This is a genomic window from Methylobacterium sp. WL18, assembly GCF_008040015.1.
GTDB lineage: Bacteria > Pseudomonadota > Alphaproteobacteria > Rhizobiales > Beijerinckiaceae > Methylobacterium > Methylobacterium mesophilicum.
In genome coordinates this window covers 1-26564 of record NZ_VRVD01000021.1, presented here as the reverse complement: position 1 = coordinate 26564, position 26564 = coordinate 1, and the positions used below count along the sequence as shown (strand labels likewise).

Genomic DNA, 26564 nt, shown 5'->3' with positions numbered 1-26564 from the left:
GCTCCGGCAGCCGGTGCCCGGCGTCGCGGTCGGCACGGCCGCCTTCCTGGTCGCGCTCCTGCTGCGCCTCGCGCTCCATCCCGTCCTGCCGCCGGGCTTTCCGTTCTTCACGTTCTTCCCCGCCGTCATCCTGTCGACCTTCCTGTGCGGCGCGCGCGCCGGCACCGTCTGCGCGGTCCTGTCCGGCGTGGCGGCGTGGTACGTCTTCATCCCGCCCCTGGGCTCGTTCTTCCTCGACCGCGCGGTCCTCACCACGCTGGCCCTGTTCACCCTCGTCGCCGGGATCGACATCGTCCTGATCGACGTGGTGCGGCGGGTGACCGCCGGGCTGATCGGCGCCGAGGCGGAGGCGCGGCGCCTGCTCGCGCAGCAGCGCCGGCTCGTCGAGGATCTCCGGGCGGAGACCGACAGCCGCGTGATGCACCAGACGCTCGCGGAGAAGTCCCTGCTGCTCGACCTCGCCCTGAAGGCCGCCCAGGCCGGGACGTGGCACTACCGGGTCGCCACCGGGCGGGCGCTCATCTCGGCCGAGATGGCCCGGCAGCACGGGCTGGGCGAGGCCGAGATCGAGATCGACGTCGCGCGGGACTGGCGGCCGCTGGTGCATCCGGACGACGCCGACCGGACCCTGACCGCCCTCGGCCGCGCCATCGCCACGCGCGGCACCTTCGAGACCGAGTTCCGCATCGTTCGCGCGAACGGCGAGACGCGCTGGGTCAGCGGAACCGGCCGGGTCGAGCTCGACGACCGGGGCGAACCGGAATGGGTCGTCGGCCTGACCTTCGACATCACCGACCGCAAGCGCGCCGAGCAGCAGATCGCCCACCTCGCGCATCACGATCCCCTCACGGGGCTCGCCAACCGGACCCGGTTCCGGGAGCAGTTCCTCCGGGAGATCGCCCTGGTGAGGCGCGGCGGTCCCGGCTGCGCGCTGCTGTGCCTCGACCTCGACGGGTTCAAGGCCGTCAACGACACCCTCGGTCACGCCGCGGGCGACGCCCTGCTGCGCATCCTCGCGGACCGGATGCGGGCCGTCGTGCGGATCGAGGACACGCTGGCGCGCCTGGGGGGCGACGAGTTCGTGGTCATCCAGACCGGCCTGCACCAGCCCGCCGACGCGGCCATCCTGGCCGAGCGCCTGACCCGGACGATCGGCACCCCCTGCCGGATCGACGGCAGCGACGTGTCCGTGGGCGTCAGCATCGGCGTCGCCCTGATCCCGGCCGACGGGATCGAGCCCGACGCGATCTACCAGAGCGCCGACCGGGCCCTGTACCAGGCCAAGGCCCAGGGCCGCGGCACCTACCGGTGGGCCGGGCGCCCGGATCGGGGCGCGCTTTCCTAGAGCGCTCGCCGCCGCAGTGGATACCGGTTCGGCGTAAGCGAGCGCGTCAGATCGCGGCGTGAGAGCCGGCGGCCGGGAGGCGGTCCCCGGACCTCGGCGTCCGGACGTCGCGCGCCGCGATCCCGAAGCGCCGACGGAACGCCCGGCTGAAGGCCGACGCGTCGGTGAAGCCGCACCGGAGCATGATGGTCGCGATGCTGTCGTGCGCGTGCGCCGGGACGGAGAGGTAGCGGCGCGCGCGCTCCAGGCGCGCGTCGCGGATCGACGCCGCGACGCCGTCGCCGTCCGCGAAGGCGGCGTAGAGCCGGCTGCGGGACACGCACAGGGTCCGGCACAGGGCGTCCGGGCCGAATTCCGGATCGTGCAGGCGACGCTGGATGTGGACCGAGGCCAGGGACCTCAGCGCGTCGACCGGGATCGGATCCTCCGACACCCCCGTGAAACTGCGCAGCAGGTGCAGGCCCCCCTCGACCGCGATCCCTGCCTGGGCCTCGGACATGGTGGCGACCTGCCCGGCATAGGCCTGCAGGTAGGACACGAACAGGGTGTTGAGATGGCCCCTGCCGATCGTGTGCCCGGCGAAGGTCTCGGGCTCGCCGACATGGGCCCGGAACAGGGCCCGCGACGTGATCAGCCGGATCTCCTCGTAATCCTCGTAGCCGCCGGCGCGATAGGGACGGCTGGCGTCGACGATGCTGATGTCGCCGGGCGCCATCCGGGCGCCGCGGTTGCCCTGCTCGGCGTATCCGGTGCCCCGGACGAACACGGCGATCGCCATGGCGTCGCGTCCGTCCCGCCGGATGTGCTGCGCCGGCCGGGCGATGTCGATGGTCCGGCTCTGCGTGTGCAGGAGGGTGCTGTGCGCGGTCTCGGCCACGAGGCGCCGGGCCGCGAACGCGGGCGACCGGTCCAGCCCGCTGCTGACGACGCCGGTCATGGCCAGCGCGGTGTGGCGCCAGAACTCGAAGGCCCGCTCGGGTTCGACCTCGGCCGTGCTCTGGACAAGCGTTCTGACGCGGTGGGCCGACACGGGATGCTCACTCGACGACCGGATGCGGGGGCCCGGCCCCGGACCGGGGGGGAGAGGCCTATCTGTGGCGCGGGCCGTCATTGTGTATGGCCCGAAGACTGTCGTTTTCGGGCGACGCCCCGGGCCGGCCGATCGCCTCTCCCGGACGAGACGGGCCGCCCTCCCCCCGTGCCGGTCGTCGCGCGGGCCGGCGGACCCCGGGATAACCTGCGGCGGATCGCACCCGGGCCTGTCCGTCCCGAAAAAGAACATATATAGAACATTCAACCGCCGCCGCGCAGGACGAGGCAGGAGCCCCGATGGCCCGATACCGGTTCCACTGCACCAATGGCCTGGAATGCGTCTTCGACGTCCGCGGCGCGGAGATCCGCGCGGCCGGGCGCCTCACCGTGCGCGCCCGCCGGGTCGCCGCCGACGTGATGCGGTCGCTGTCCGACCGGACCGACTGGTCGGACTGGCGGGTGAGCGTGCACGACCTCAGCGGCCGGCGCGTCCTGGTGCAGCCGTTCCGGCAGCCGGTGGCGGAGCGGCCCCTCGCGGCCTGATCGGTGTTTCGTCCGGGGCGTTCGGCCATACGGCATCGCGCGCGCCCGGATGCCCGGGTCGGGGTTTTTGTGGATCGGTCACGCCCGGGGGGAGGCGCTTTCGGATGCGCTCGGCCGGCGCCGCCATCGCGAGCGAGGCGTCGCGATCTCCGAACGTGGCGTGGTCCAGGGTTGCTGCGCTGCGCTCGCAATGATGGGCGCGCGCTTCAGCCCGAAGCCGCCCCCCGTCGGATCGCAGCGCAATCGCGCCAGCCATAGGCGACTTCCACGAGGCTGCCGTCCTCCCGGTGCTCCTTCCGCGCCCCGACCGCGACGCCGCCGAGGCGCTCGTAGAACCGCCGGGCCGAAAGGTTCTCGCTCAGGACCCACAGGCTGGCGGCACGATGCCCGGCCTGGTTCAGGCGCGCCGCCAGCGCGGCCATCAGGGCGGTACCGGTCCCGCGCCGCTGGGCGGATCGCAGGACGTAGACCGCGCTGACCTCGCCGCCGAAGCCGTCCGCTGCCAGCTCGGCAGAGCGCTGGGCGCCGCAGGACCCGAATCCGACGAGGCCGGCGCCCTCCTCGGCGACCTCGACCGCCGTGCCGGAGGCTGGATCGCCGAGGATGCGCGTCCACATCGCGAACCGCCGCTCCACCGTCTGGGCGGCGATCATCCCGGCGGGCAGGAGCCCGGCATAGGTTTCCCGCCACGCGGCGACATGGATCGCCGCGATGGCCTGCGCATCGTCCAGGACCGCCGGCCTGACCGTCACGGCCTCCGGCATCGACGGGACGGGATCCACCGGGGGCTCCCAACGGGTCGGACTCGTGCCCGCTAGGCAGCGGGTGCGGGCCATCCTACTGGTCGGCGTTGGACGAGAGCAATGCAGACCGGCACCCGCTGGCCCCGTCCCCGCAGAGGCTACGGCGTTTCCACATCGGTCGTCATCGGGCGCGACAGTTGGGGTGAGGGATGTGCGCCATCCGGAGGACCCGGGCCCTCCGAAAATCTGCCGCGCCCGACAGCCCCGGACGGAGGCGGGACAGCGCGCGCCCCCGAATCCGGGCCGCGCGTCCCGTGGCGCCCCTACTTCGGCACGAACGCCCAGTAATCCAGGTCGAGGATCACGGCCGGGTCGTAGCCCTCGCCGGTGCGGTCCGGGAAGGCGCCGCAGGGCTGGTTCTTGGTGGCGACCGTGCGCAGGCGCAGGAGCCCGACATCGTCGCGCCCGACGTCGGCCGCGGCCAGGACCTCGCTCCAGGCGTAGACCGTGTCGCCGGCAAACAGCGGCGCCACGTGGCGGCCGGCATTGATGCCGGCGAGCGCGAAGGCGTTGCCCAGGCCGTTGAAGCTGAGCGCCCGGGCCAGCGAGATCACGTGCCCGCCATAGATCAGCCGGCGGCCGAACCGGGTGTCCTTGGCGGCCAGGCCGTCGAAATGGACCTTGGCGGTGTTCTGGAACAGGCGCGTGGCGATCTGGTGCTCGGCCTCCTCGACGGTCATGCCGTCGACGTGGTCGATCTTCTCGCCCACCGCGTAGTCGCCGAAGCGGTGCGGGCTGCCGGCGAGTTCCGAATCGTAGGCGGCGGCCGAGAGCTTCGGCAGGGCGCCCGCGAGGTCCTGCGGATCGACCACCTTGGCCAGGCTCGGGACGTGCTCCTCGGCGATGGCGGCCTCCGGGTCGCGCTTGCGCACCAGGACCCAGCGGCAATAGCTCAGCACGGTCTCGCCGGCCTCGTCGGAGCCCACCGAGCGCACGTAGACCACGCCGGTCTGCCGGTTCGAGCTCTCCTTGAGGCCGATCACCTCGGAGACGGTCGACACGGTCTCGCCCGGATAGACCGGCCGGCGGAACCCGCCCTCCGCGTAGCCGAGGTTGGCCAGCGCGTTGAGGGAGACGTCCGGCACGGTCTTGCCGAACACCATGTGGAAGGTCAGCAGGTCGTCGAGCGGGCTCTTCGGGTAGCCGAAGGCCCGGGCGAAGGCGTCCGACGACTGCACGGCGAAGCGCGGGCCGTAGAGGCCGGTGTAGAGCGCCACGTCGCCCACCGTGACGGTGCGGGGCGTGGCGTGGCGGATGGTCTCGCCGAGGCGGAAATCCTCGAAGAACCGGCCGGGGTTGGTTTTCACGGTCACTCGATCCTACTGCGCGTACATGTAAGCCTGGGGCACGGCATACTCGTGCAGAAGCTTGCTGATGAACAGCAGCAGCAGGATCAGGATGATCGGCGAGATGTCGACGCCGCCGAGATTGGGCAGCAGGTTGCGGATCGGCCGCAGCACCGGCTCGGTGATCCGGTAGAGCACCTCGCCGATCTGGGCGACGATCGGGTTGCGGACGTTCACCACGTTGAACGCCACCAGCCAGCTCAGGACCGCGCTGGCGATGAGGACGTAGATGAAGAGCTGGACGACCGTGTCGAAGAGCCAGATCAGGGCGTTCATGCGGGTCCGCGCGTATCCTAGGGGCGCCCGCGCGGCCTCACCGGGAGCGGTGTGCGGCGGGCGGCGGTGAAACAGGAATTGACAGGCTGAGCCGCCCGCGCCTACAAGGCCGGCGCCTCGACGGGGCTGTAGCTCAGATGGGAGAGCGCCGCAATCGCACTGCGGAGGTCAGGGGTTCGATTCCCCTCAGCTCCACCAGGGGTCCTTGCGCAAACCGCAGGATCCGGGTGGTCGTCGAAAGTCACGTCATGTCAGTAGCTTAGCTCGAGCGTCCTGCTTCAGCCGCGTCTCTGTCGTGTCTCCGGGGCCGGATCATCGGCCCTTCGGCCCCCGGTCTCCACAGGCCTCATTCCCGTTTCCTGCGATGCTACCCGCGGTCCTCGATTGGTTCTTCCGCGACCGCACCAGCGGGCGCATCGTGATCGGCCAGTGGCCGAACACGCCGCTGTGGCTTTTCGGTGTGATGCTGTCCGTCGCTTGGATCGCGGGGGAGGATACCGCCGTCGGGCAGTGGGCGGATCTCGCATCGAGGATCGCCCTTGCGGTCTGGGCGGGCGATGAGTTGCTGCGCGGGGTCAACCCGTGGCGGCGCTGCTTGGGAGCCGCGGTGGTGATCGGGATGGCGGTGCGCCTATTCGCCTGATCGCTTCCGGAGGCGATGACGTCAGCCGTGGGGAGCACAGGCGGGACGCTCAGTTATCACAAGCCAAGGATGCGTTCCTGTGCATCCCAAGCGGGGGGCAGCTCGCAGAGATGACGCAGGCCGATGCCCCGGGGCAGCCGCGCCTCGACGATCACCTGCACGATGCGAGGGGAGAGTAGGGCGAGGGACAGCGTCATGCGCACCGAGCGCTCGCTGCGCTGCTCGGCCCTGGCGATCGCCTCGATGCTCGTGCTTCGCCCACCCACGAGATCCCCCATCCAGGTCCGGCCCGCGGCGATGCCTACGAGCATGCGGGTGCGATCCTCCGCCTTCATCGCCCGCAGCCGATCGCCCTCGCGCCCCGGCGGTACGACGATCGCCCTGCGGCGGCGCTGCAGCTGATGCGCGAAGGGCAGCGACAAGGGAGGGCGGTCGCCGGTGAGCTGCAGCATGAGGTGATCGGCATGCACCGTCACCGTCTCGAGTTCGGCAGCGACCACGGCAGCGTCTTCGAGCGGTACTGGGCTCGGTGCAGCGATACTCCGTAGACCAGCCACGACCACCGCCTCGATCGGCCCGGCAGGCAAGCGCAGCCGCTTGCCATCCAGCCCGACCTCACGGGCGACGTAGTAGCGGTAGCGCAGTGGACCCTTCTGGGCATGGCTCGGCACCATCGGCTCACCTGCCACATCGCGTAGGCGCCCGGTGAGGAGGTGCACGCTCTCAGATCGCCCGCGGTGATGCTGATGGTGGTTGGTGGTGAGCCGTTCCTGCACCGCCTGCCACGTCACCCCGTCCACGATCGCGGCATGCTGGCCTTCATGGACCTGACCCTTGTGCCGAAGCTGACCGATGTAGAGCGGATTGCCGAGCAGCTTGTACAGATGCCCGCGCGAGAACGGACCCCCACCGGTCTCTCGCCCAGCCCCGTCGCGGCGGGCCGGCAGGGTGATGCCCTGCTCGTCGAGATCCTGCTTGAGCGCCGCCACCGTGCCGTGCGCGAGGTAGCCCGCGAAGATCGCCCGCACGAGGGCGGCATGTTCCTCGACGACGTGCAGGGCGCGGTCCTCGACCCGGTAGCCGAGTGGGACGACGCCGCCCATCCAGATCCCCTTGCGCTTGCTCGCGGCGATCTTGTCGCGGATGCGTTCGCCGGTGACCTCACGCTCGAACTGGGCGAACGACAGCAGCACGTTGAGCGTAAGCCGGCCCATGCTGGTGGTGGTGTTGAACGCCTGGGTCACCGACACGAACGAGACGCCGTGCCCGTCGAACAGCTCGACCAACTTGGCGAAGTCGGACAGGGCCCGGGTGAGCCGGTCGACCTTGTACACGACGATCACGTCGACGCGCCGGGCCTGCACCTCGGCGAGCAGCCGTTGCAGGGCGGGGCGTTCGAGCGATCCGCCGGAGAAGCCGCCGTCGTCGTAGCGGCCGGGTAGCAGGCGCCAGCCCTCGTGCGCCTGGGAGCGGATGTAGGCTTCGGCGGCTTCACGCTGGTTGTCGAGGGAGTTGAACTCCTGATCGAGCCCGTGCTCGGTCGAGACCCGGGTGTAGATCGCGCAGCGCAGCGTCGGCCGTGTGCCGGGGGGCGGTGCCTGTCGTGGTTTGGACGACCGGGCACTCATGCCTCAACCCTCCCCACACCGAGCTCCCCACCGCCAGTGGTCTTGGCGCGCAGGCCGAAGAAGCGGGGGCCGTTCCACTTGGTGCCGGTGATAGCCTGCGCCACGCGGGACAGGCTGCAATAGGTCGCCCCGTTCCAGGCGTAGCCCGCGTCCAACACGTGCACGGTGTGCATCACCCCGGCCCATTCCCGCGAGAGCGTCACGCCGGGGGTGCGCCCGCGTCGGTCCGGCACCGGCACCGACACGCGGATCGGCATATCGTCCCCGCTCTGGCCTCTTGGGCCCCGTGCCTGTGCGAGCCGCTCGAGCGCCCGCGCGGTATCGCGATCGAGGTCACCATAGGCCAGAGCCTGCAGGCGGTAGGCGATCACCCGCGCGCGCAGGGCCGGCGGGAGGCCGGGAGGCGGGGCTGCGCCGAAGACCTGGCGCCAGCGCCGTTCCAGTGCCGCCGCGTCCATCCCGGCGAGCGCGTCGAGCGAGGCGGACACGTGGTCCGCCTCGCTCCCCAAAATGGGCTGGGTCCGCGCCATCAGGCGACGGCCTGAATCGGCATGCCAGCCTGCGGCTCAGCCTCAGCGCCCCGCGTCAGCGTCTCCCCCTTGCGCCGCGAGCGAGTGCGAGCGGCGGGCGAGGGTGGAAGGATGCGGTAGGCCGTCGTCGCGTCTGGCCGCGCTGCCTTCGCCAGCGGCTGTCCCCCGGACCGGATCCGAGAGAGGGCCGCGCGCGTCGTGTGCGGGAGCCAGCCCGTCGCCGCGATGAGCTCAGCGAGCGTCGCTCCGTTGTCTCTCGTCAGCAGCGTCAGCACCAGCGCCTTCTTGTTCGGGCGGCACGCTGTGTTGGTCCGGGCGGGCGGGGTGAGGCCAATGGCCAGGTAGCCCGTGGGCGTCAGGCGATGCTGTCCGTCCGGCGCGTCCGATGGGGTAATGAGTTCGTCGCGTAGGAGACGGCCAATGAGCCGTTTGCGACTGGCCGGTTTCATCTCTGGTGCGAAGCGTAGGCGGCCCTCGCATGCGGCGGCGGTCTGCAGGATGCTGGTCTCGGTGCGGGTGAGCGAAATGGTGGTCATGGGTCGGGGTCTCCGTCGGGGGCAGGTCAGGCCCTGCCACGACCCCGACCCCGCGGGCGGCGCAAGGCCGGCCGGCGGGGCAAAGCGTGGATGGTCGGAATGACAACCTAGTGAAAAGAGGAATGCGTCAGCCGTCGCGTTGCCACTCCGCTACTTCCAGACTGTTGCTGATCCATACAATTACAGTCTTGGTGACCGCGCCAACGTCGCTTAGTCTTGCGATCAACGCGTCGATTATATTGGATAAGCTCAAGCTTGTCATAATGATTAGCCAGTTTCCGTGCGTCGGGCTGGAGACCACACACGCTCCGTTCGCTTCGACAGTCCAGTCGAAGCTACGGTTGGGCTGAGACGGTCCGAAACTTCGCGCCGTTGTCCACTGCGAACGGAAGCTCGTGACCCTTCTCAGACCATCAGAAGGTCCGCTTGCTGGAGGTCTGATCGAACCAGAATGACCGAAGGTGGCCGATAACTGAAGTTCCGCTTTGGGAAAGTCGCGCCGGTGAAGCGGACGTACCCAGCTCCCTCAAGGGCACACTAACCAATTACAGCTTTGGTTACAGATCGCGGGCGTCCGACGTGGCCTCGCATCAGTCAAGAACGCTCAGGCCGTGCAAGATCGGTATCAGACCGCGGGGGATATGGCCGACGCCGATACCGGCCTCCTATCCATGACCGAGACCACGAAGGCCGTGAGGAACGCCAGCGGCATCGTGACGATGGTCGGGGGATCGAGCGGGAAGATCGGGGCGGCGTTACCGAGCACCTTCACCCAGACCGGTGGCCCGAGGACTGTGAGCGCGACGGCGCCGACGAGGCCGATCACGCCGCCGGCGATCGCACCCCGGGTCGTCAGCCCGCCCCAGTACAGCGCCAGGATCAGAAGCGGCAGGGTCGAGCTGCAGCTCACCGCATAGGCGAGGCTGATCATGTAGGCGACGTTCTGGGTCTGAAAGGCGATGCCGAGCAGCACCGACAGAATGCCGAGGCCGACGGTAGCGAGCCGCGAGGCCCGGATCTCGCTGCGCTCCGTCGCCCGGCCCCGGCCAATGATGCGGGCGTAGAGGTCGTGCGAGACCGCCGAGGCGCCCGTCAGCGTCAGCCCCGCGACCACCGCTAGGATCGTGGCGAAGGCCACGGCGGAGACGAGGCCCATGAGCGTGTCGCCGCCCAGCGCGTGGGATAGATGAACGGTGGCCATGTTGCCGCCACCACGGATAGCGCCCTTGGCGTCGAGATAGGCCGGATCTCCGCCGATGATGGCCAGCGCTCCGAACCCGATCACGAAGATGAGCGCGAAGAAACCACTCTGGCACATCACGGCCCAGAAGACCGATACCCTGGCCGCACGGGTGTCCGGGACGGTGAAGAAGCGCATCAGGACGTGCGGAAGGCCCGCCGCCCCAAGCATCAGTGTCATGCCGAGTGAGACCGATTGCCAGACGCTCCCCGAATAGACTTGCGGCATCATGATCGCAGCGTGCCTTGGATGCACTGCGATGGCCCGGGCGACGAGGGTATTATAGTCAAAGCCGAACTTGGCCAGGACGAGCAGCGAGATCGCGATGCCAGCCGTGAGCAGCAGCGCCGCCTTGACGATCTGAACCCAGGTCGTCGCCACCATGCCGCCGAACATCACGTAGCAGATCATCAGCGCGCCCACGAGGATCTGCGCATAGAGATAATCGAGCCCGAACAGCAGCCGGATCAACTGGCCCGCCCCGACCATCTGGGCGATGAGGTAGAACATCACAATGATGAGGGTCGCGATCGCGGTGAAGATGCGGATCGGTGTCTCCGACAAACGCGTCGCCAGGACATCGGCCACCGTGTAGCGCCCGAGCTTCCGCAGCCGCTCGGCTACCAGGAAAACGACGAAAGGCAGGCCGGTCGCGTAGCCGACGGCGAAGATCAGGCCGTCGAAGCCGGAGGAACAGATCAGACCGGCAAGCCCGAGGAGCGCGCCGGCCGAGATCATGTCGCCGGCCAGGGCGATGCCGTTCTGGAAGCCGGAGATCTGACCGCCCGCGGCATAGAACTGGTCGGCCGAATGGGCGCGCCGCGCCGCCCAGTAGGTGATGCCCAGCGTTACGAGAACGATGCCGACGAACATTCCGATCGCTGCGGTGTTGAGGCCGCCGCTTTCGGCCGCAAGCGCCGGGGCGGTGGCGCTCAGGAGCAGTGAGACGGCAAGAATGGACCTTTGCATGGTGTCTGCCTCCTCAGCGCGCGGTGAGACGGTTGGCGAGCAGGACGTAGAGCCCCGTCAGGATCATGGTGGACAGGATGGCGAGGAGACCGCCGACGGTGCCGACCGTCACGGCCATCCCGGGTGCGATCGGCCGCGTCATGGTGGCGGGCGAGACGATGAAGGTGCCGACGAAGCTGCCGTAGATCAGCGTCTGGATAGCGGCCATGATCCAGCCGAGGCGGGCTTGCGGCAGGTCGTTGTTCGGCGCCGCGCTCGGTGTTCGTTGGACAGGCATCAGTCGCACTCCGGCTCAGAGCAGTGGGACAAACAGGGATGAGATCGAGGGTTACTCGGCAGCTTTCGGCGCATCGCCCGGAGCGTCGGCGACCACGCGGCCGAAGCCGTTGTTGACGCGGCTACGCTGATACTTGTTGAGCCACGTGCTGAACTGGACCGGCAGCATGTCGTAGGGACGCGCCTCGCCGAGAACCATCGCGGCGTAGACGGGCCAATGTGGGTTGGCGAGCATCGGTCGGCCGAGCATGACGAGGTCGACCTGACCTTCCTTGACGATCGCCTCCGCGAAGACGGGATCGGCGAGGTTCCAGTTCGCGGCGGTCAAGACGCCCGCCTCCTCCCGAATGCGTTGCGCCGCTGGGACCATGAACCCCTCCTCGTCCCACGGCGTCTGGGCGCGGCCCGAGTTGCCGCCGAAGGAGACGTCCACGAGGTCGAGGCCCCGAGGGGCGAGCAGCCGGGCCAATTCGACCGAATCGTCGATGGTCTGGCCGCCGGGCGCGAACTCCGTTACACCGAAGCGCATGGAGAGCGGCAGCCGCTCGGGCCATTCCGAGCGTACCGCCTCGAAGACCTCGATGAGCAACCGGCTGCGCCCGGAGAAGTCACCGCCGTATGCGTCGGTGCGCCGGTTGGCCAGGGGCGAAAAGAAGCTCGACAACAGGAACCCGTGCGCGCAGTGGATCTCTAACCACTGAAAACCGGCCTCCCGCGCGCGGCGCGCAGCCTCGGCGTATTGGTGCGTCACCGTGGCGATATCGTCGCGCGTCATGGCGCGCGGGACCCGTGGCATGGCTCCGCCGAAGGCATTGGCGGAGGGGCCAATCATCTCCCACGCGTCGGGATGGTCGTCCGGCAGATGGCCGCCGCCCTTCCACGGAGGCTCGACGCAGCCCCGGCGGCCGGTGTGGCCGAGCTGGATGCCGGGGACCGCCCCGACGGACGCCACGAAGCGAGCGATGCGCGCCAGGGCCTCGCCCTGCTCGTCGTTCCAGATACCGGCGCACTGGGTGGACATGCGGCCCTCCGGCGAGACGGCCGCCTGCTCCACCACGACGAGGGCGGCGCCCCCTGCCGCTTTCGAGCCCAGATGCGCCAGGTGCCAGTCGTTCACGAGGCCGTCCGGCGACGAGAACTGCGTCATCGGCGAGACCGCGATGCGATTGCGCAGCGTGACGTCGCGAACCCGAAGTTCGCTGAACAGTGAGGACATCGTGCTCGGTCTCCCCGCCCGCCCCGTCCGGCCAAGCATCCTGCCGGAGAAGCGAGCGATCTGCTCGTAAAATAAGCCAATACTGCTGATGAACAGGCAGCCGAATGGCTGTATTTTCTCGGTCGATGACTTGTTCGAGCGCTAGACTGCACCTAGCCTCTGAGGGCGTTCTTCCAAATTCACGCCGGGTTCGAACAGATTCCGGACATCGTGAGGCGAGGATGCGCCGACGGGGCGTGTCAGTGAGATCGAGGACATGACGGTCACGACGATGCAGACGCGTGACATTGGCTCCTGGCCGAAGAACATTGCATTGGCCCGCAGCACGGGGCGGGGCTGGCGGGACATCCACGCGCAGCACGTCGCCGTAGAGCCCTGGACGGGGACACTCGACCCGGTCGGCAACCCCTGCCTCGGCTACTGCGTCAATCGTCCCGCCCAGATCCGCCGGCGCATAGGGCGCGGCGGCACGGCCGAAACGCAAACGCTGCGTCCCCGCCAGTTCCACCTGATCCCGGCCCATGACGAGAGCGAATGGCAGAGACGGGGGCGCTCCGAGATGCTGGCGATGCATCTCCGCCAGGGATTGATCGACGAGGCCGCACGCCAGATGTGGAGCGCGGCCGCCTCCCAGGTCGAGCTCGACGTGCCGCTCGGGACGTCCGACCCGCTCTTGGAGCAGTTGGCGCTGGCTATCCTGGAGATCATGCGGGAGGAGCCGGATCCCTCGTCGACGCTCTACGTCGACGAGTTGGTCCACGCCATGGTTGTGCGACTCGTTCGGATCTACACAGCCAACGGCCGCTCATCGCGGCGGAGGCCTGACAGGCAGGTGCTCGATTGCGGCGAGATGAGGCGCGTCCGCGACCTGATCGAGGACCGCCTTGCCGAAGATCTCTCCCTCGAGGCCATCGCGGGCGAGGTCGGTGTATCCGCACGCTCCTTGTCCCGCGCCTGTCTCCGGCAATGGGGCACGACGGTCCATCAATACGTGCTGTCACGCCGGGTGGAGCGGGCCAGAAACCTGCTCCTCTCGACAGATCTGACCGTTACCTCGATCGCGCTGGATACGGGCTTCTCAAGCCAGAGCCATCTAGCGACAGCGTTTCGCCGGGTGACGGGACTCACACCGAAGAGTTATAGGGTCTGCGGACAATCCTGATCTGGAGATGCGAATTTTGACAGCAATCTGGGCTGCAAAACCTGCAGGATCTATGCGGGCCTGCTGAATATTTCTAGCGAGTTCTAACTATAAAAATCTCGCGGGTAAATTTGTCTTGGTGGAAAACATCTTGGAATACTGACCCCATGAACTCTCTCATAGGGGTTGGATCCATTCTTAGATTCGAAACCCGTCTCTCGTGGATGATGTGGCCGTTGTCAAACATGCAGACCCGTTGTTTGCTCCCAACCGTGCAGAGAGGGGCAGTACGGCAACAATAAGAGCCGAGCGGTAGATCGATTTTGTCCGATATTGGTATAGCTAGTATTGCATGAATTTCTAAGAAAAGCGGGAGCTGTCTGTCCAGGTACTTGAGGCCAAAACTAATCGATGAATCTAGCCTACTTGGTACAGGGCCACAGCCTCTGTCACGGCGGTCGTTTCGGCAACTTTGTACCATCCCCGTGTGCTGGCGGGGCCGAGCGGGGTTAGCTGTTGAGACCGGGCCGCTCGGCCCCTATCGAAGCGTGGGCCCTGGGAAGGATTTCCACTTCAATTCCGTGTGCACCACGGCCGGGTGCAGATCGTGGTGGATGAGCGCTTGGCGTCAGCCCTTGCGGACCAGCGGGGCTACCACCGCAGCCGGCGCCGGCGGGGTGTAGAGCGGGACGACGAAGCGGACGAAGCCGTCGGTCGAGTAATTGTCTCGGGTCCGGCCGAGCGCGTTCGTGTACTGTGCACCGGTGACCACGTCGCGTGCCACATACGCCTGAACGGTGAAGGCCTTAAAATCGTAACCGATGAGGCCGCCGACGGCGAAGCGGCCGCGATTGCCGTTCGCGGCGCTGAACTGGCTGGTGTCGAAGTTGTAGACACCGTAGGCGACCGGGCCGATCTCAAAGTTGCCGAACTTCTTCGTGGCGGTCAGATCCAGCAGAATTGCATCCGAGAGACGGATTGGGCCGATCGCTGCACCGATCGGACCACCGAAGCGGCCGGGCGTGTCGTAAACGTTGCCGGTCAGGTTGGCAGTGATGTTCCAGCCGTCGCCGGTATAGCTGCCGGCGACACCGAACCTGTACGTGTTCGAGGAGAGCTGCGGCAGCACGGGCGTACCGGACAAACCGGTCCCGAGCGAGCCGCGGCCGGCATCGAGGTCGTTCAGGTGAACGCCGCCCAGGAAACTGACGCCGAAATTGTTGCCGAGGTCGAACGCCCAGATGCCGGCAAGGAAGGTGCCGACGTTGATCGAGATATCCTTGTTTCGCTGGCCGGCGCCGTTGCGGGTGAAGGCGAAAACGGTGGGCTGAGCGACGAGAGCTTCGATGCGGCCGCCGAAAGGTGTCAGCGGGGTCGACCAGAGCAGGAACGGGACGTTGATCGCGGTGTCGGGCGAGAAGGGCTGATCGGTGCGACGGTAAATGAAGGTGTCGACCGCGTAGAGGCCCTCGGGCAACGGCGCGCCGGCGGCGAGGCCGACCTGCTCACCCGGAATCGTTGTGGCTTGGGCGAAGGCGGCCGTCGCGCTCAACGCGACGGCCGCAGCGCCTGCGAGCGTTGCCGTGATCCTGTTCAGCATCCTCAATCCCCTTCTTGCCGGGCGCAGGCCGAGCGTTCCCGTTCGCCGAAAAGCCCCGGCGCAGATACAGATCGGTTGTCTTGTCGGACTTCAGCGTCTTAGTTGTATGGAAGCGCGATCAATTTGTACGCATTCCCATATCGACTATGAGTGTGTCATTGTTTTACTTCGAGTCTACTGTAAAAATGACGAGCGATACGAGGGGGTGCGCTCATGTTGCTGCGAAAGCACGCTTGTCGGCGGCCGGATCGAAACATGCCGGAGCTCGCTCGCACGGCTGTGGCATATAGGAGATGCCAGCAAGGACGACCGCTTAGGACGCAGCCGTGCCTCTATCGGGGGCTTGAGCGATCAACTCTCACGAGCGGTGCCCCAGCGCTTTCCACGGCCTGTTCTTAAACAGACGGTCTACACAGAGGTTCGGCATATCCCATGTGGGGCGGGCAGCATGCGGGAGGGACAATCCAACGCCACGACGCCTGAAGGGCAACTTCGCAGGCTTTCTTCTAAACGCAGGTGAGCGGCTGCGTGGCATCAGGCTTCGAGGCTTGATCAACCCGCACCCGAGATAACGCGATGGCGAGGCTGTCTCAAACACCGGCTGAGGCAGCCATCAGTGCCGTACCAGCGGCTGCATCGGGAGCGCCTCACCTACACGGCGAACTTCAAGGCGAACCGCTCGGCGCCGAGGCGCGTCTGGATGGTCTGCGCAACGAACTCGGCATCGCGGCCGACTGCGCCGAAGCGGCCCGAGCCCCAGGTATTCAACCAGGGCAGACCGATGAAATAGACGCCGTCCTCCCGCGTCACGCCGCGCTTGTGCTTGGGGTTTCCCGCGCCGTTGAACACGGACGCGTCGAGCCATCGGAAGTCCGGCATGAAACCGATGCACCAGACGGTCGCGGTGATGCCGGAGCCTTCGAGGGCAAGACGGGTGATGGGCTCGCCCGGCTCCCAAACGGGGGTGTAGTGCGCCTGCACCGGAGCATCGACGTTGTTTTCGGCAATGTACTTGTCGATGGCCACGTTGATGCCGTTGTACGTGCGGTCGGCCCCGTCGAGTGAGCAGATGAGATTGTCGCGGAAACGTAGGCAGCCGTCGGCAAAATCTTCCAGCACACCATAGAGCTTCATGCCATCCCTGGCGAAGCGGCGCAGGTCGATGTCCCGGCCACCGTCGCGGCCGGTCACGTAGTGGTTGGTATTGTCGCGGACACCGTCGCGCAGCGGATGGTTGTCGACGGTCATCTCGTAATAGCCCATATCCGCGAGCCAGGTGACGACGTCGCGGCCCCGGTAGAACCGGGCACAGCGCGGCGCGTCGCCCACCGCGAGATGCACGGCGCGGCCGGCGAGATGCAGGTCTTCGGCGATCTGCGCGCCGGACTGACCTGAGCCGACCACAAGAACCTCGCCCTCCGGCAGTTGGGCCGGGTTGCGATACTGGTTCGAGTGGATCTGCGTGACCGCGCTCGGCAACTTCTCGGCCATGCGCGGGATGATCGGGGTGTGATAGCCGCCCGAAGCGACCACGATTTCATTCGCCGTGTAGTCTCCGTCCGAGGTCTGGACCGAGAAGGTCCCGTTTTCGGCCCGTGCGACTCGTGTGACCGCGACACCCTCCCGGATCGGCGGGTTCACCTTCGCCACGAAGCGCTTCAGATACGCGATGATCTCGTCCTTCTTCATGAACCCGTCCGGATCCGGCCCGTCGTAGGGATGGCCGGGTAGGTCGCACTGCCAATTCGGCGTGACCAGGCAGAACGTGTCCCAGCGCTGGCTCGACCACGTGTGTGCCGCGGATACCTTCTCGAAAACGAGATGATCGATCCCACGCTGCTTCAGGTGATAGCTGACCGAGAGACCGGCCTGACCACCGCCGACGATGGCAACGGGGACGTGACGGGGCGTGGACGTCATGGCTCTAACTCCGCGATGCTTCGAGGAAGGCGCCGGGTTCAGGACTCGAAGGTCTCGACCGTGACGAGGCCCCCGGGGTCCTGCCGCTTCGCCGCGGTCTCAATCCGGGTGAGTTGGGCCATCGCCGACGAGCACGCGAAGCCGTATTTCTCGCGCACCCGCTCACTCGCGATGGTGAGGGCCGTGCGGGTCTTCTCGACGAAGTCGTCGAGGGCGTAGCTTTCGCCGACCGTGAGGAAATCCCTCACGACGAGGGAGGGCGAGTAGCAGGCCTCGCGCCGGCCATCGGGCCAGCGGATGTGGAAGTGCATCTCAGGCATGGATCGGCTCCCGTTCGACGCGGGCGCAGGCCGCGTAGGTATCGAGGTGACGCTCGGCGCAGGCGCGCCAGGCGTGAGCGGCGGCCCGGGCCGAACCGGCAGTCCGCAGCCGCGCGCGCGTCGTCGGTGCCAGGGCGACCGTCATGGCGTCGGCGATGTCCCGGGGATCGCTGGGATCGACGAAGAGGGCGTCGTCGCTCTGGAGGTACTCGGTGAAGGGCGGCAGACGAGAAACGATCGCCGGGGTGCCGCAGGCCATGGCCTCCAGGACGCAGAGCCCGAAACCCTCCGTCCAAGATGGAAAGGCGAGGACGGCCGCCCTGCGATAGAAGGCCGGCATCTCCTCCTGCGAGACGGGTCCCGTCTCGATCACTGCCTCACCACGCCCGACCATCAGCCCATGGGCTTGCAGAGCGGCGCGGCAGCGGGCGCCGTAGGAGGCGTGGTCGAGGAGCGAAGCGCCGCCGACGATCACAAGCTGCGCTTGGGGGTGGCATCGACGTAGGAGCGCGAAAGCCTCGATAATCCCGGCCGTGTTCTTACGCGCCTCGAATCCGCCGACGCTCAGAACGACCGGCCCGACACCGAGGCCCCAGCGCTCCCTCACGATCAGGTCGGCATCGGTCGGCGCCTCTTGGTAGATCGCCAGGTCCACGCCGTTCCCGACGACGCCGATCTCCGTACCGCGATCGGTCTCGATCCGGTCGGCCCAGGTGTGGCTGACACAGAGCAGGTGCGTGGCCTCACGAATCGAGCGATCCTGCCACGTCGCGAGCACCGGGTCGGAGAAGCTGTCGACGTGGTGGACCGTGCGCACGAAACCGGGGATCAAGCCGCGGTGCTTGAGCGTCGCGAGCGCGTTGCCGCCGATGCCGCAATGGGCGTGAAACACGTCGAAGTCGCAGGCCGCGGGGGATGCGAAGTAGCGCAGGTAATCGTCGATGCGAGCCCGCACGAGGTCGACCGTCGTACCAGCCACCGGCTTCGCGGCCACTGATACCGTCGGGCAGGCGGCCGCGCGAAAGAAGCCGCGCCCCGACGGATCGGGCGCGTGGACCACCGCCTCATGCCCGAGAGCGCACAGGGCCTCGGCCAGGGCGAGGCAGTGCGCGACGCCGCCCCGTGGATTGGTGGAGTGGGTCAGGATGGCGATGCGCAGGGCCGTCATCGGGCTCCATCCCTGTCATCCTGGCCACAACCGATCAGCGGACTGACGGTGAAGTCCCAGACCACGGCCTCTCCGCCGGAGGCATCGCGTACCCGGGCGACCCGGCTTGCGTCGAGCTTACCGACCGTGGCGACCGCGATATCCCGTTCGGCGAACCGCGCGTGGACGGTAGGCGTGCAGTCCGGGCGCACGCTCAGAAGGTAGCCGAAGCTCGGGAACGCGGTCAGCCACCGGTCGAGCGGGATGCCGGCGGGTCGTGGGATCGCGTCGAGGTCGATGATGCCACCGACATGCGAGCATTCCAGCAGCATCAGGGCGGTGCCGACGACGCCCGCCATGCTGATGTCCTTGGCCGCCCGGCAGAGCCCGCTCTCCGCCAAGCCCGGCAGCAACGCGAGATCGCCGCGCAGACGCTCGCCCGCCGTGCCGGTCGAGGCGTCCCAGTACGGGTATGGGTCGCGGAAGCGTCCGCGCAGGTCGATCGCCGCGACGAGATCATCGCCGGGTGCCGCGTCGAAGCTCGTGAGCAGCCTCGGGCCAGCGCGGCCGAGCACGGCGACCGCGAGGTTGCCGGCTTCAGCGCGCGTATTGGTGTGACCGCCGACGATCGGGACGCCGTACAGCGCCGCCGCGTCGGACAGGCCTGCCAGGATCGGGGCCGCCTCCGCCGCATCCCGGCTCCACAGTGCGTCGACCACCGCGAGCGGGCGCCCACCCATGGCGGCGATGTCGCTGAGGTTGACCATGATGCCGCAATAGCCGGCGAAGTACGGATCGGCCGCGACGAAGCTGTCGAGGAAGCCCTCGATGGCGAACAGCAGGTGGCCGTCGCCATCCGGTATGGCGGCGCAATCGTCGCCGACCGGAACCGCGGCGTGCCGGCTGTTCAGTCCGAGCCGCTCGACCACGGCATCGATGTCGCGCTTGTGCGCGACCCCGCGCGCGTCACGGATCTGGCCGGCCAGGGACTGGATGTCGAAGCCCGCCGACATCACGCGGCCTTGCGGAATGTGACGAGCCCGTGCTCGGGGTCGTGCATCGGCGGGTAGGCCGCGAGGTCTGCTTGCATCAGGTAATGCGGTCGCCCGTGCAGGGCGACTTCCTCGAGGCTCGTCCAGTGCAGGGCCTGGAACAACGGGACGTTCCGATCCTGCACGTGGGCTAGGAACCGTGTGCAGCCCCGGGCATGGGCCGAGGACACCGCGACCTGGATGAGCCCGGCTCCCAGGGCAGCCGTGCCGCGGAACGATCCGGCGACGGCCAGGCGGGACCCCCACCACGTGCCGGTACGCTCCGACACTTCGTGGATGCGCACGGTGCCGACGACGGCGTCGGCGTCGCCGCCGAGCGTCGAGAGGGCACAGATCGGGATCGCTTCCGCGTCGACGGCGTCCCGATCGTCTTCGGTGAAGATGCGCTGCTCCGCGCAGAAGACCTGCCGGCGCAGGGCCGCGCAGGCGTTCCGTTCCCAAGAACTCGTGGCGAACTTGATGCGGAAGTGGCTCGGCCAGTACGGCGGCACGGGTTCGAAGATCACGATACTGCCCCTGCGCGCTCGTAGGTCGAGAGCGCCGAGCAGGCGCCGCAGCGCCCGCATCCCGCCTTGATGTCGGTCGAGCGAAGATCCGCGCCGACCAGCATGTCCGCGAGGGGCCTGAGGATGCCGTGCATGAAGTCGGGGCTGGGCGCCGGGTGGCTCTCCAGCGGGGTGCCAGAGATCGGCACGAACGGCACCACGAACGGGTAGACGCCCATTCCGATCAGGCGCTCGGCCATCTCCAGGATTGCCTCCGGGGTGTCGCCCAGCCCTGCCAGGATGTAGGTCGAGACCTGGCCCCACCCGAAGACGGGAACGGCGGCCTCGAAAGCCGCATAGTACCGCTCCTGCGGCACGCTCGCCTTGCCGGGCATGATCTGCGCCCGGACCTCGGGCGTGACGGCCTCCAGGTGCATGCCGAGGGCATCGATGCCCGACGCTTTCATCCGCTCGAACCAGCGGTCATCATCCGGCGGCTCGCACTGAGCCTGGATCGGCAGGTCGACCGCGGTCTTGACGGCGAAGGCGCTCTCGCAGAGCACGGCGGCGCCCCGGTCGGTCGCGTTCGGCGTGCCGGTCGTCATGACCATGTGCTTGACGCCATCGAGGAGCACGGCGGCGCGGGCGACCTCGGCGAGTTGTTCGGGCGTCTTGTGCGCGACGGTGCGACCGGCGGCGAGCGATTGGCCGATCGAGCAGAACTGGCAGGTCTTCGTGCGGCTTGCGTAGCGGATACAGGTCTGGAGCACGGTGGTGGCCAGCACGTCTCGCCCGTGCAGAACGGCGATCTTCGAATACGGCACGCCGTCGAAGGTCGAGAGCGCGTAGAAGCGCGGCTTGCCCGGGAAGGTCGCCTGCCCGATCACCACGCCGTCATGCTCGATCACCGAGACCCCGTTGTCGTCCGGGCGGCGGACGAGGAAGGGCGACTCGAAGGCGGCCTCGGTGTGGACCGGCACCATCACGGTCCGGCCCGCGATGGTCATGGCCTTGTGGTCCGACGGACCGGCCCCGCCGCGGCGGCTCGGCGCCCCGGCGCGGCTGTCGGCGAGCCTAACGCCGTAAGACTGCAACGCGTTGATCAGGCGCTCCGTCGGCATCCCGACCAGGCCCGCCACCACCGGCGGGAACGCGGGAAGGCTCGTCGGAAGCGGGCTGCTGCTCATGGTCGAGACTCCGAAAATCGGTCTGGGAATGGATCGGCTGGTGCACGAACGAGGCCGGGCGGTCGTCGTGGAGCAGGCTGAGGAGTTCGGGCCGGGCGTAGTGGCCGACCGAGTCCATCATCCGCTTGCGCTTGGTCACCAGCGCCAGGTCCATGTCGGCGATCAGGATGCCCTCGCCGGCGCCCAGCGGCTCCGCGAGGTGCTTGCCTTCGGGCGAGACGATGGCGGTGCAGTTGCCGCCGCGGCAGGCGCCGCGCAGGCGCTCGTCCGGGCAGACCTGCGCCACCTGTTCGTCGGTGAGCCAGCCCGTGGCGTTGACCACGAAGCAGGCCGCCTCCAGGGCGTGATGGCGGATCGTCACCTCCATCTGGTCGGCGAAAATTTGGCCCACGAGGGAGCCCGGGAACTGGGCCGCGTGGATCTCCTCGTGACGCGCCATCAGGGCGTAGCGGGCGAGCGGATTGTAGTGCTCCCAGCAGGCCAGCGCGCCGACGCGCCCCACCGCCGTGTCGACCACGGTAAGGCCGGAGCCGTCGCCCTGACCCCAGATCATGCGCTCATGATAGGTCGGCGTGATCTTGCGACGCTTGAGCTTAAGGCTCCCGTCGGCGTCGAAGACCAACTGCGCGTTGTAAAGCGAGCCATGGTCGCGCTCGTTGACCCCGAGCACGATGACCGCCCCATGACGGCGTGCGGCGGCGGAGACGGCCTGGGTCACGGGCCCCGGCACCGTCACGGCCCGCTCGTAGAGGCGCAGGTGCTCGGCGCCCTGCATCGCAGGCGGCAGCACGAAGGAGAAGTAGGGGTAATAGGGGACGAAGGTCTCGGGAAAGACCAGGAAGCGCGCGCCCTTGGCGGCGGCCTCATTGATGGCATTGAGCACCCGCTCCAGAGTGCCCTCCGGCCGGTCGAGGTCGGGCGCGATCTGGACGGCGGCGGCCCGCACGATCCGGCTGTCTGACATGGGAGATCCTCCGGCTGTGAACGGCGGCCACGTCGCACGCGGCCGCCGGATGCGAGGTCCCGGACTGGAAGCCAAAGGGCCGGTCAGACGGTCCAGGTGTCGATGATCACCGCGTTGTCGCGCTTGTGCAGGAGGATGCAGTCGAGGACGTCGAGAGGGTTGATCATGCGGATGCCCTCGATGAAGGCGGCCTCCCCGTGGCCGTAGAGGGCCTGGGTCGAGAACCGGCAGGCGTAGACCTTGCCACCCTCAGCCATGAACTTCTCAAGCTGGTTGTTGAAGTTGAGGTGCCCCGGAAAAGCCTCGTCGCCAAGCCGTGGGAAGCCGCGCTGGACGCCCAGCGTGATGCCCGGGCCGTAGAGCAGGATCGAGGTCTCGAAGCCCTTGCGCTGCAGGCGCGTGGCCTGGAGCAGGTTCACGAGGCCGATGGAGCCCTCGAACGCGACGGTATGGAAGGTGACCAGCGCCTTCTGGCCCGGCTCGGCCTTGACGTCCTCGAAGACCTTCTCCTCGTAATCGACCAGGAAGTCGCCCTTTTTGTGAGGCTCGCGGTTCACAGCAGGCATCGATCTCTCTCCTCGGTGGATTGACCGCGGAAGACTGAACTTCGAGCGGTCTCAACCCATACAGGGCAAGCGGTGTGCCAGAGGTTTTCGATCAATCTGCCATACAAGGCGCCAAGGTTATATTCATACAATAATGCGATCAATGCAGGCGGCTCAAATTTCAGACGGCGCGCCGCGCGCCTTTTTATCAAGCGTTCCGTGGACGCATAATCGCCAGCGCATGCACAATTGCGGATCGGTTATTGTCAGCATTGTATGGATATAACCGAGGACCCATTCGGCGCGTGATCGCGGTACGGCTATTGCAAGCCATACAATCAAGCATTGATCGCATCATGATCTAGGCCGCCACGAATGACTTCGCCCGAGCGAGACGAACGACCGAAACTGCAGAACGGAGGGACCGGGGCCTGGACGCCGGATCTGAAGCGGTGGGGCAAGCCCCATTACCTGGCGATTGCGGAGGCGTTGGCCGACGACATCCGGACTGGGCGCCTGACGGCGGGAACGCGCCTACCGACCCAGCGCGCCCTCGCCGAGGCGCTCGATCTGAACTTCACGACGGTTTCACGCGGCTACGTCGAGGCCCATAAGCGCGGGCTGATCGAGGGGCGCGTCGGCCAGGGGACCTTCGTGGTCGATCCGGCTCGCCCGCCCCGTTCAAGTGCTGCCGCGCCCGCGCGTCGGATCGGTCCGGTCGATTTCACCATGAACCTGCCCCCCGAGCCCGACGCGCCGGCGCTGCAAGCCCGGATGCAAGCCGCGCTCGTGGACCTGTCCGGCAATCTCACCAACCTGTTGCGCTACCAGGGCTTCGGCGGGACCGAGGAGGACAAGGAGGCGGCTTTGCGCTGGCTGAAAGGCCGCGGGGTCGTCACGTCCCGCGAGCGTCTGCTGATCTGCCCGGGGGCGCACAGCGCCCTGTTCAGCATCCTGGGGCAGGTCGCCCGGCCGGGCGACACGATCTGCGCCGAACGGATCACCTATCCCGGCATCCGCGCGCTCGCGGCGCACTTGCGCCTGCGCCTCGTCGATCTGCCCACGGACCGGTACGGAGTCGAGCCTGATGCTTTCGCCGCCGCCTGCACCAAAGTGGCACCGAAGGCCATCTACCTGAATCCGTTGCTGCAGAACCCCACCACCGCGACCCTGCCCAGGACGCGGCGCGAGGCCGTGATCGCGGTTGCGCGGCGATACGCCGTCACCATCATCGAGGACGACGCCTACGCCCGCATCTGCCCAACCCCGCCGCCGAGTTTTGCGGAACTCGCGCCGGAGATCACCTACTACGTGGCAGGCCTCGCCAAGTGCCTGGGCGCTGGTCTTCGGCTCGCCTTCCTGGTCGCCCCAAGCGCCCGTTCGGCCCTGCCACTGGGCGGAGCCCTGCGCGCCGCCACGGTCATGGCCTCGCCGATCTCGACGGCATTGGCGACGCGGTGGATCATGGACGGCACGGCGGAGGCCATCGTGCGGTTCGTTCGCGAGGAATCGGCCGCGCGCCAGCGCATCGCAACCGCGATGCTTCCCGCCGGGACCTACACTGCCGATCCGCATGCCTTCCACGTCTGGATCACGCTGCCGGAGGGCTGGACGCGCTCGGCCTTCGCCAGCCAAGGTCGGTCGGCCGGGCTCGGCGTCATCGCCAGCGACCCTTTTTGCGTCGCGGGGACGCCGCCGGAGGCGGTCCGTCTCTGTCTTGGCGGCCCCTCCACCCGGCAGCAGATCACGCACGGACTGGAAATGCTCGCCCACGCTCTCGAAGGCTCGCCAGCCTTCGCCTCAGCCTACATCTAAACTATTTCAGCCGAATACAGGTCGAAGGTACGCTTTGCGGCCGCGACCTCGGCCTGTTCGCGATCCAAACGTGAATGGCTCACAGCGGCGTACGAAGGTCCGCTCACGGGATACAACATCAGAAGATTGAATGTCCTCGATGGGCGCAAAGCGGCCGACCGGATTTAGCCGCCAGCTGTCCGTCCGACTCTTGAAGTGACAACGGCGAAAATAGGCATCGACGATTCGACGGTAGCAGACTTCTAATCCGGCGTTGGCCCGATGATTGTGGGGACCAGGATGGTGTCGTTCCTGCTAGGAAGCGCTCACGAAGAACGAGGCGTAGCCGTCCGCGTGGACGCGATCGAGATGCGCTCGATAACCAGCGTAAGTGGGCTCTTGCGGAGCAATGCGGCCGTAACGCAGGTCAGTCGCATGGCGCTCCGGCAGCAGGGCGAGCGGTGCCGAAGCGGGCGTGAGTTGCGTACCGCGGCCCGCGTGCAGCGTGGTGAGAATCCCGAACATCTCGCCTCGAATATTGGGACGGCACAACACTGCAAGACGATGCTGCCCGTGCCAGTTGGTCACTAAGTATATCATGCCGGATTGGCTGGGGACAGCAACACTGCCGGACTGTGCGAACGGCGCATCGATCCGCTCGGCCTCACGGAACACCAAGCACGCGCTGTCAGCATCCCAGGCGATCTGGGTACGATAGGCGAAAATCATCCCCGCCGTTTCGAATGAGGGGCGTAGGGTGAGGTAACAGCCCTCCAACCAAGCCACACCCTGCCGCGCATAGGCCCCAAGCTCGTCGGGGGCGTGACGGGGCAGTTCCGGAGCGGGTGCCTGCCCCGTCGGCTGACGTAGGGATTGGCCCAACGCCTCCTCCAGCCGGATTGTGGTTGCCAGGGTGAACGGCCGGCGGCCAGCGAGCGCTTTCTCAAGGGTCGAGAGACTGATCCTGGCCTCCTCCGCCAGTGTCTGCCGGGAGATGCGTCGGCGGGCCAGCGCCTCGCGCACGATCTGGGCAATGGCGCGGCTCTGCGCCTCAGACAGTTCAACGTCGCTCACGGACAAGGCTCGCGCAGGCTTGATCCGCACAGATCCGCACGAAACCGCACATTTGCGCAAGCGCGGCCAAGCTGGCCATCCACGTCAACCTATCAGGAACGCCCCGCCTCCGACGCCAAATCGGTCTCGACGATCAGACGCAGCGGGCCGGCCTGCAGCGCCTCCAGGGGCCAGCAGGTGACGAGATCGAGATGCCGGCCGGGGGCCTGCGGATCGATACCCGAGGCATCCCAGCGCGCCACCCGCGTGCCGGTGACGCGGAAGCTTAGGGTTCGGCCGTCGCGGCCCGTCACCGTGACTGTATCGCCGGGGCCGAGTTGCCCCAGCCCCGCGAACTGCGTGTCGCGGTGCGCGGCGAAGACCGCAGTGCCGGGTTCGCCGGCCTCCGGGGTGCCGTCCAGATGGCCGGGGCCGAAGGCCAGAGACTGGCCGCTTCCGCCCCGCAGCACCACGAAACTGCGGCCCGCGACCGTGAGGCGGGCGACCGGTTCGGTGTCGGCCCAGGGCCAGGGCCGGGCGGGCCGACCCTCGGCCAGGGTGCGGGCGAAGGCGCGCTCCAGCAGCACCTGCGCCAGGGCGGCCTTGGCGGGGATCCAGGCGGCCTGCGCCGCCAGCCCGAGGCCCGCGAGGGTGAGGAGGGCCGCGAGGGCCATCCCCAGTCCGGTTGCCGGGCCGCGACTCACCGTGCGTCCCCGATCGGCCGGCCGCTGCGCCGCAGGCTGACGCTCAGCAGGAGACCCAGCAGGGCGAGGAGCAGGCCGAGGCCCAGCTGCGCCAGGATTCCGGCCCCGGTCTGCGGCAGGTCGACGGCCGCGCCGTCGGCCCGGATCGGCACGATCCGGGCGGCCCCGTCGTCGGCGGGCGTGACGCTAAACAAAAGAAGCGGCCGCCCATAGAAAATGTGTTGATGTGGGGGGGGGGCGGGTGATTTAAAAAAAAAGGGGGGGGGGGG

Annotated in this window: 27 protein-coding genes and 1 tRNA gene; 6 read left to right on the top strand and 22 right to left on the bottom strand. The window is 67.9% G+C overall.

The features are described from left to right. Positions 1–1345 (top strand): diguanylate cyclase (locus FV228_RS04245; RefSeq protein WP_147853443.1); only part of this gene is annotated, 1345 nt, incomplete at its 5' end. 46 nt (positions 1346–1391) lie between these two features. Here the strand turns inward: FV228_RS04245 and FV228_RS04240 are convergent. Next, complete coding sequence (locus tag FV228_RS04240; RefSeq protein WP_238262578.1) at positions 1392–2375, bottom strand: helix-turn-helix domain-containing protein; 984 nt, start codon at positions 2373–2375, stop codon at positions 1392–1394. A gap of 299 nt (positions 2376–2674) precedes the next feature. Between FV228_RS04240 and FV228_RS04235 the strand changes: the two genes are divergently transcribed. After that, positions 2675–2920: a hypothetical protein gene (locus tag FV228_RS04235; protein WP_147853441.1), complete on the top strand. Its 246-nt coding sequence runs from the start codon at positions 2675–2677 to the stop codon at positions 2918–2920. A 206-nt stretch (positions 2921–3126) separates the two neighbouring features. On the opposite strand, the gene FV228_RS04230 is transcribed toward FV228_RS04235, so the two are convergent. The 3 genes from FV228_RS04230 to FV228_RS04220 form a co-directional block, all read right to left on the bottom strand. Then, positions 3127–3702: a GNAT family N-acetyltransferase gene (locus tag FV228_RS04230; RefSeq protein WP_147853440.1), complete on the bottom strand. Its 576-nt coding sequence runs from the start codon at positions 3700–3702 to the stop codon at positions 3127–3129. A 284-nt stretch (positions 3703–3986) separates the two neighbouring features. Next, the gene (locus tag FV228_RS04225) at positions 3987–5030 is read right to left on the bottom strand and encodes a MaoC family dehydratase (protein ID WP_147853439.1); all 1044 of its coding nucleotides are present in this window, start codon (positions 5028–5030) and stop codon (positions 3987–3989) included. Between the two features lie 12 nt (positions 5031–5042). Then, positions 5043–5345: a YggT family protein gene (locus tag FV228_RS04220; protein ID WP_147853438.1), complete on the bottom strand. Its 303-nt coding sequence runs from the start codon at positions 5343–5345 to the stop codon at positions 5043–5045. A 122-nt stretch (positions 5346–5467) separates the two neighbouring features. Here FV228_RS04220 and FV228_RS04215 point away from each other — a divergent pair. After that, positions 5468–5543, top strand: a tRNA-Ala gene (locus FV228_RS04215). A gap of 166 nt (positions 5544–5709) precedes the next feature. Further along, positions 5710–5988, top strand: a complete 279-nt coding sequence (locus FV228_RS04210) for a hypothetical protein (RefSeq protein ID WP_147853437.1) — start codon at positions 5710–5712, stop codon at positions 5986–5988. A 56-nt stretch (positions 5989–6044) separates the two neighbouring features. Here FV228_RS04210 and FV228_RS04205 read toward each other — a convergent pair whose 3' ends face one another. The 6 genes from FV228_RS04205 to FV228_RS04180 form a co-directional block, all read right to left on the bottom strand. Beyond that, complete coding sequence (locus FV228_RS04205) at positions 6045–7616, bottom strand: recombinase family protein (protein WP_147853436.1); 1572 nt, start codon at positions 7614–7616, stop codon at positions 6045–6047. Next, a complete protein-coding gene (locus tag FV228_RS04200) occupies positions 7613–8125 on the bottom strand; it encodes a DUF2924 domain-containing protein (RefSeq protein WP_238262576.1) in 513 nt (170 codons plus the stop codon). The genes FV228_RS04205 and FV228_RS04200 overlap by 4 nt, the downstream gene beginning before the upstream one ends. A 20-nt stretch (positions 8126–8145) precedes the next feature. After that, on the bottom strand, positions 8146–8682 hold the full coding sequence (locus FV228_RS04195; protein WP_147853434.1) for a DUF3489 domain-containing protein: 537 nt from the start codon (positions 8680–8682) through the stop codon (positions 8146–8148). Between the two features lie 625 nt (positions 8683–9307). Next, positions 9308–10891 (bottom strand): cation/acetate symporter ActP, encoded by a 1584-nt coding sequence (locus tag FV228_RS04190; RefSeq protein ID WP_147853433.1) that lies wholly within the window; start codon positions 10889–10891, stop codon positions 9308–9310. Between the two features lie 13 nt (positions 10892–10904). Continuing rightward, complete coding sequence (locus FV228_RS04185; RefSeq protein ID WP_147853432.1) at positions 10905–11168, bottom strand: DUF485 domain-containing protein; 264 nt, start codon at positions 11166–11168, stop codon at positions 10905–10907. A 51-nt stretch (positions 11169–11219) separates the two neighbouring features. After that, positions 11220–12383: an NADH:flavin oxidoreductase/NADH oxidase gene (locus FV228_RS04180; RefSeq protein ID WP_147853431.1), complete on the bottom strand. Its 1164-nt coding sequence runs from the start codon at positions 12381–12383 to the stop codon at positions 11220–11222. A 256-nt stretch (positions 12384–12639) separates the two neighbouring features. Between FV228_RS04180 and FV228_RS04175 the strand changes: the two genes are divergently transcribed. Next, positions 12640–13545 (top strand): AraC family transcriptional regulator, encoded by a 906-nt coding sequence (locus FV228_RS04175; RefSeq protein ID WP_147853430.1) that lies wholly within the window; start codon positions 12640–12642, stop codon positions 13543–13545. Positions 13546–14152: 607 nt separating this feature from the next. Here FV228_RS04175 and FV228_RS04170 read toward each other — a convergent pair. The 9 genes from FV228_RS04170 to FV228_RS04130 form a co-directional block, all read right to left on the bottom strand. Then, complete coding sequence (locus FV228_RS04170; RefSeq protein WP_147853429.1) at positions 14153–15124, bottom strand: transporter; 972 nt, start codon at positions 15122–15124, stop codon at positions 14153–14155. Positions 15125–15775: 651 nt separating this feature from the next. Continuing rightward, positions 15776–17044 (bottom strand): MSMEG_0569 family flavin-dependent oxidoreductase, encoded by a 1269-nt coding sequence (locus FV228_RS04165; RefSeq protein WP_147853428.1) that lies wholly within the window; start codon positions 17042–17044, stop codon positions 15776–15778. Positions 17045–17082: 38 nt separating this feature from the next. Further along, a complete protein-coding gene (locus FV228_RS04160) occupies positions 17083–17364 on the bottom strand; it encodes an MSMEG_0570 family nitrogen starvation response protein (protein ID WP_147853427.1) in 282 nt (93 codons plus the stop codon). Next, entirely contained in the window at positions 17357–18532 is a 1176-nt protein-coding gene (locus FV228_RS04155; RefSeq protein WP_147853426.1) for an MSMEG_0565 family glycosyltransferase, read from the bottom strand. The genes FV228_RS04160 and FV228_RS04155 overlap by 8 nt, the downstream gene beginning before the upstream one ends. Beyond that, a complete protein-coding gene (locus tag FV228_RS04150; protein ID WP_147853425.1) occupies positions 18529–19524 on the bottom strand; it encodes a sll0787 family AIR synthase-like protein in 996 nt (331 codons plus the stop codon). The genes FV228_RS04155 and FV228_RS04150 overlap by 4 nt, the downstream gene beginning before the upstream one ends. Next, entirely contained in the window at positions 19524–20069 is a 546-nt protein-coding gene (locus FV228_RS04145) for an MSMEG_0567/Sll0786 family nitrogen starvation N-acetyltransferase (protein WP_147853424.1), read from the bottom strand. Before FV228_RS04145 ends, FV228_RS04150 begins: the two co-directional genes overlap by 1 nt. After that, positions 20066–21169, bottom strand: coding sequence for an MSMEG_0568 family radical SAM protein (locus tag FV228_RS04140; RefSeq protein ID WP_147853444.1), 1104 nt, complete (start codon positions 21167–21169; stop codon positions 20066–20068). The genes FV228_RS04145 and FV228_RS04140 overlap by 4 nt, the downstream gene beginning before the upstream one ends. Beyond that, positions 21123–22199 carry a Nit6803 family nitrilase gene (locus FV228_RS04135; RefSeq protein WP_147853423.1) on the bottom strand — a complete coding sequence of 359 codons (1077 nt, stop codon included), beginning with the start codon at positions 22197–22199 and terminating at the stop codon, positions 21123–21125. The genes FV228_RS04140 and FV228_RS04135 overlap by 47 nt, the downstream gene beginning before the upstream one ends. Before the next feature lie 83 nt (positions 22200–22282). Beyond that, entirely contained in the window at positions 22283–22765 is a 483-nt protein-coding gene (locus tag FV228_RS04130; protein WP_058191264.1) for an MSMEG_0572/Sll0783 family nitrogen starvation response protein, read from the bottom strand. A 354-nt stretch (positions 22766–23119) separates the two neighbouring features. Between FV228_RS04130 and FV228_RS04125 the strand changes: the two genes are divergently transcribed. After that, positions 23120–24559 (top strand): PLP-dependent aminotransferase family protein, encoded by a 1440-nt coding sequence (locus FV228_RS04125; RefSeq protein WP_147853422.1) that lies wholly within the window; start codon positions 23120–23122, stop codon positions 24557–24559. Positions 24560–24853: 294 nt separating this feature from the next. Here the strand turns inward: FV228_RS04125 and FV228_RS04120 are convergent, their stop codons facing one another. The 3 genes from FV228_RS04120 to FV228_RS04110 form a co-directional block, all read right to left on the bottom strand. Then, on the bottom strand, positions 24854–25612 hold the full coding sequence (locus FV228_RS04120) for a helix-turn-helix transcriptional regulator (RefSeq protein WP_147853421.1): 759 nt from the start codon (positions 25610–25612) through the stop codon (positions 24854–24856). Positions 25613–25704: 92 nt separating this feature from the next. After that, complete coding sequence (locus FV228_RS04115) at positions 25705–26265, bottom strand: class GN sortase (RefSeq protein WP_147853420.1); 561 nt, start codon at positions 26263–26265, stop codon at positions 25705–25707. A gap of 26 nt (positions 26266–26291) precedes the next feature. Beyond that, on the bottom strand, positions 26292–26489 hold the full coding sequence (locus tag FV228_RS04110) for an LPXTG cell wall anchor domain-containing protein (RefSeq protein WP_246693822.1): 198 nt from the start codon (positions 26487–26489) through the stop codon (positions 26292–26294). Positions 26490–26564 lie beyond the last annotated feature (75 nt).

What these genes read in the sequence shown, in the direction of transcription:
- FV228_RS04235 (WP_147853441.1), top strand. Translation starts at nt 2,675, where the DNA reads ATGGCCCGATACCGGTTCCACTGCACCAATGGCCTGGAATGCGTCTTC.
- FV228_RS04220 (WP_147853438.1), bottom strand. Translation starts at nt 5,345, where the DNA reads ATGAACGCCCTGATCTGGCTCTTCGACACGGTCGTCCAGCTCTTCATC.
- FV228_RS04210 (WP_147853437.1), top strand. Translation starts at nt 5,710, where the DNA reads ATGCTACCCGCGGTCCTCGATTGGTTCTTCCGCGACCGCACCAGCGGG.
- FV228_RS04205 (WP_147853436.1), bottom strand. Translation starts at nt 7,616, where the DNA reads ATGAGTGCCCGGTCGTCCAAACCACGACAGGCACCGCCCCCCGGCACA.
- FV228_RS04195 (WP_147853434.1), bottom strand. Translation starts at nt 8,682, where the DNA reads ATGACCACCATTTCGCTCACCCGCACCGAGACCAGCATCCTGCAGACC.
- FV228_RS04190 (WP_147853433.1), bottom strand. Translation starts at nt 10,891, where the DNA reads ATGCAAAGGTCCATTCTTGCCGTCTCACTGCTCCTGAGCGCCACCGCC.
- FV228_RS04185 (WP_147853432.1), bottom strand. Translation starts at nt 11,168, where the DNA reads ATGCCTGTCCAACGAACACCGAGCGCGGCGCCGAACAACGACCTGCCG.
- FV228_RS04180 (WP_147853431.1), bottom strand. Translation starts at nt 12,383, where the DNA reads ATGTCCTCACTGTTCAGCGAACTTCGGGTTCGCGACGTCACGCTGCGC.
- FV228_RS04175 (WP_147853430.1), top strand. Translation starts at nt 12,640, where the DNA reads ATGACGGTCACGACGATGCAGACGCGTGACATTGGCTCCTGGCCGAAG.
- FV228_RS04170 (WP_147853429.1), bottom strand. Translation starts at nt 15,124, where the DNA reads ATGCTGAACAGGATCACGGCAACGCTCGCAGGCGCTGCGGCCGTCGCG.
- FV228_RS04165 (WP_147853428.1), bottom strand. Translation starts at nt 17,044, where the DNA reads ATGACGTCCACGCCCCGTCACGTCCCCGTTGCCATCGTCGGCGGTGGT.
- FV228_RS04160 (WP_147853427.1), bottom strand. Translation starts at nt 17,364, where the DNA reads ATGCCTGAGATGCACTTCCACATCCGCTGGCCCGATGGCCGGCGCGAG.
- FV228_RS04155 (WP_147853426.1), bottom strand. Translation starts at nt 18,532, where the DNA reads ATGACGGCCCTGCGCATCGCCATCCTGACCCACTCCACCAATCCACGG.
- FV228_RS04150 (WP_147853425.1), bottom strand. Translation starts at nt 19,524, where the DNA reads ATGTCGGCGGGCTTCGACATCCAGTCCCTGGCCGGCCAGATCCGTGAC.
- FV228_RS04140 (WP_147853444.1), bottom strand. Translation starts at nt 21,169, where the DNA reads ATGCCGACGGAGCGCCTGATCAACGCGTTGCAGTCTTACGGCGTTAGG.
- FV228_RS04135 (WP_147853423.1), bottom strand. Translation starts at nt 22,199, where the DNA reads ATGTCAGACAGCCGGATCGTGCGGGCCGCCGCCGTCCAGATCGCGCCC.
- FV228_RS04130 (WP_058191264.1), bottom strand. Translation starts at nt 22,765, where the DNA reads ATGCCTGCTGTGAACCGCGAGCCTCACAAAAAGGGCGACTTCCTGGTC.
- FV228_RS04125 (WP_147853422.1), top strand. Translation starts at nt 23,120, where the DNA reads ATGACTTCGCCCGAGCGAGACGAACGACCGAAACTGCAGAACGGAGGG.
- FV228_RS04115 (WP_147853420.1), bottom strand. Translation starts at nt 26,265, where the DNA reads ATGGCCCTCGCGGCCCTCCTCACCCTCGCGGGCCTCGGGCTGGCGGCG.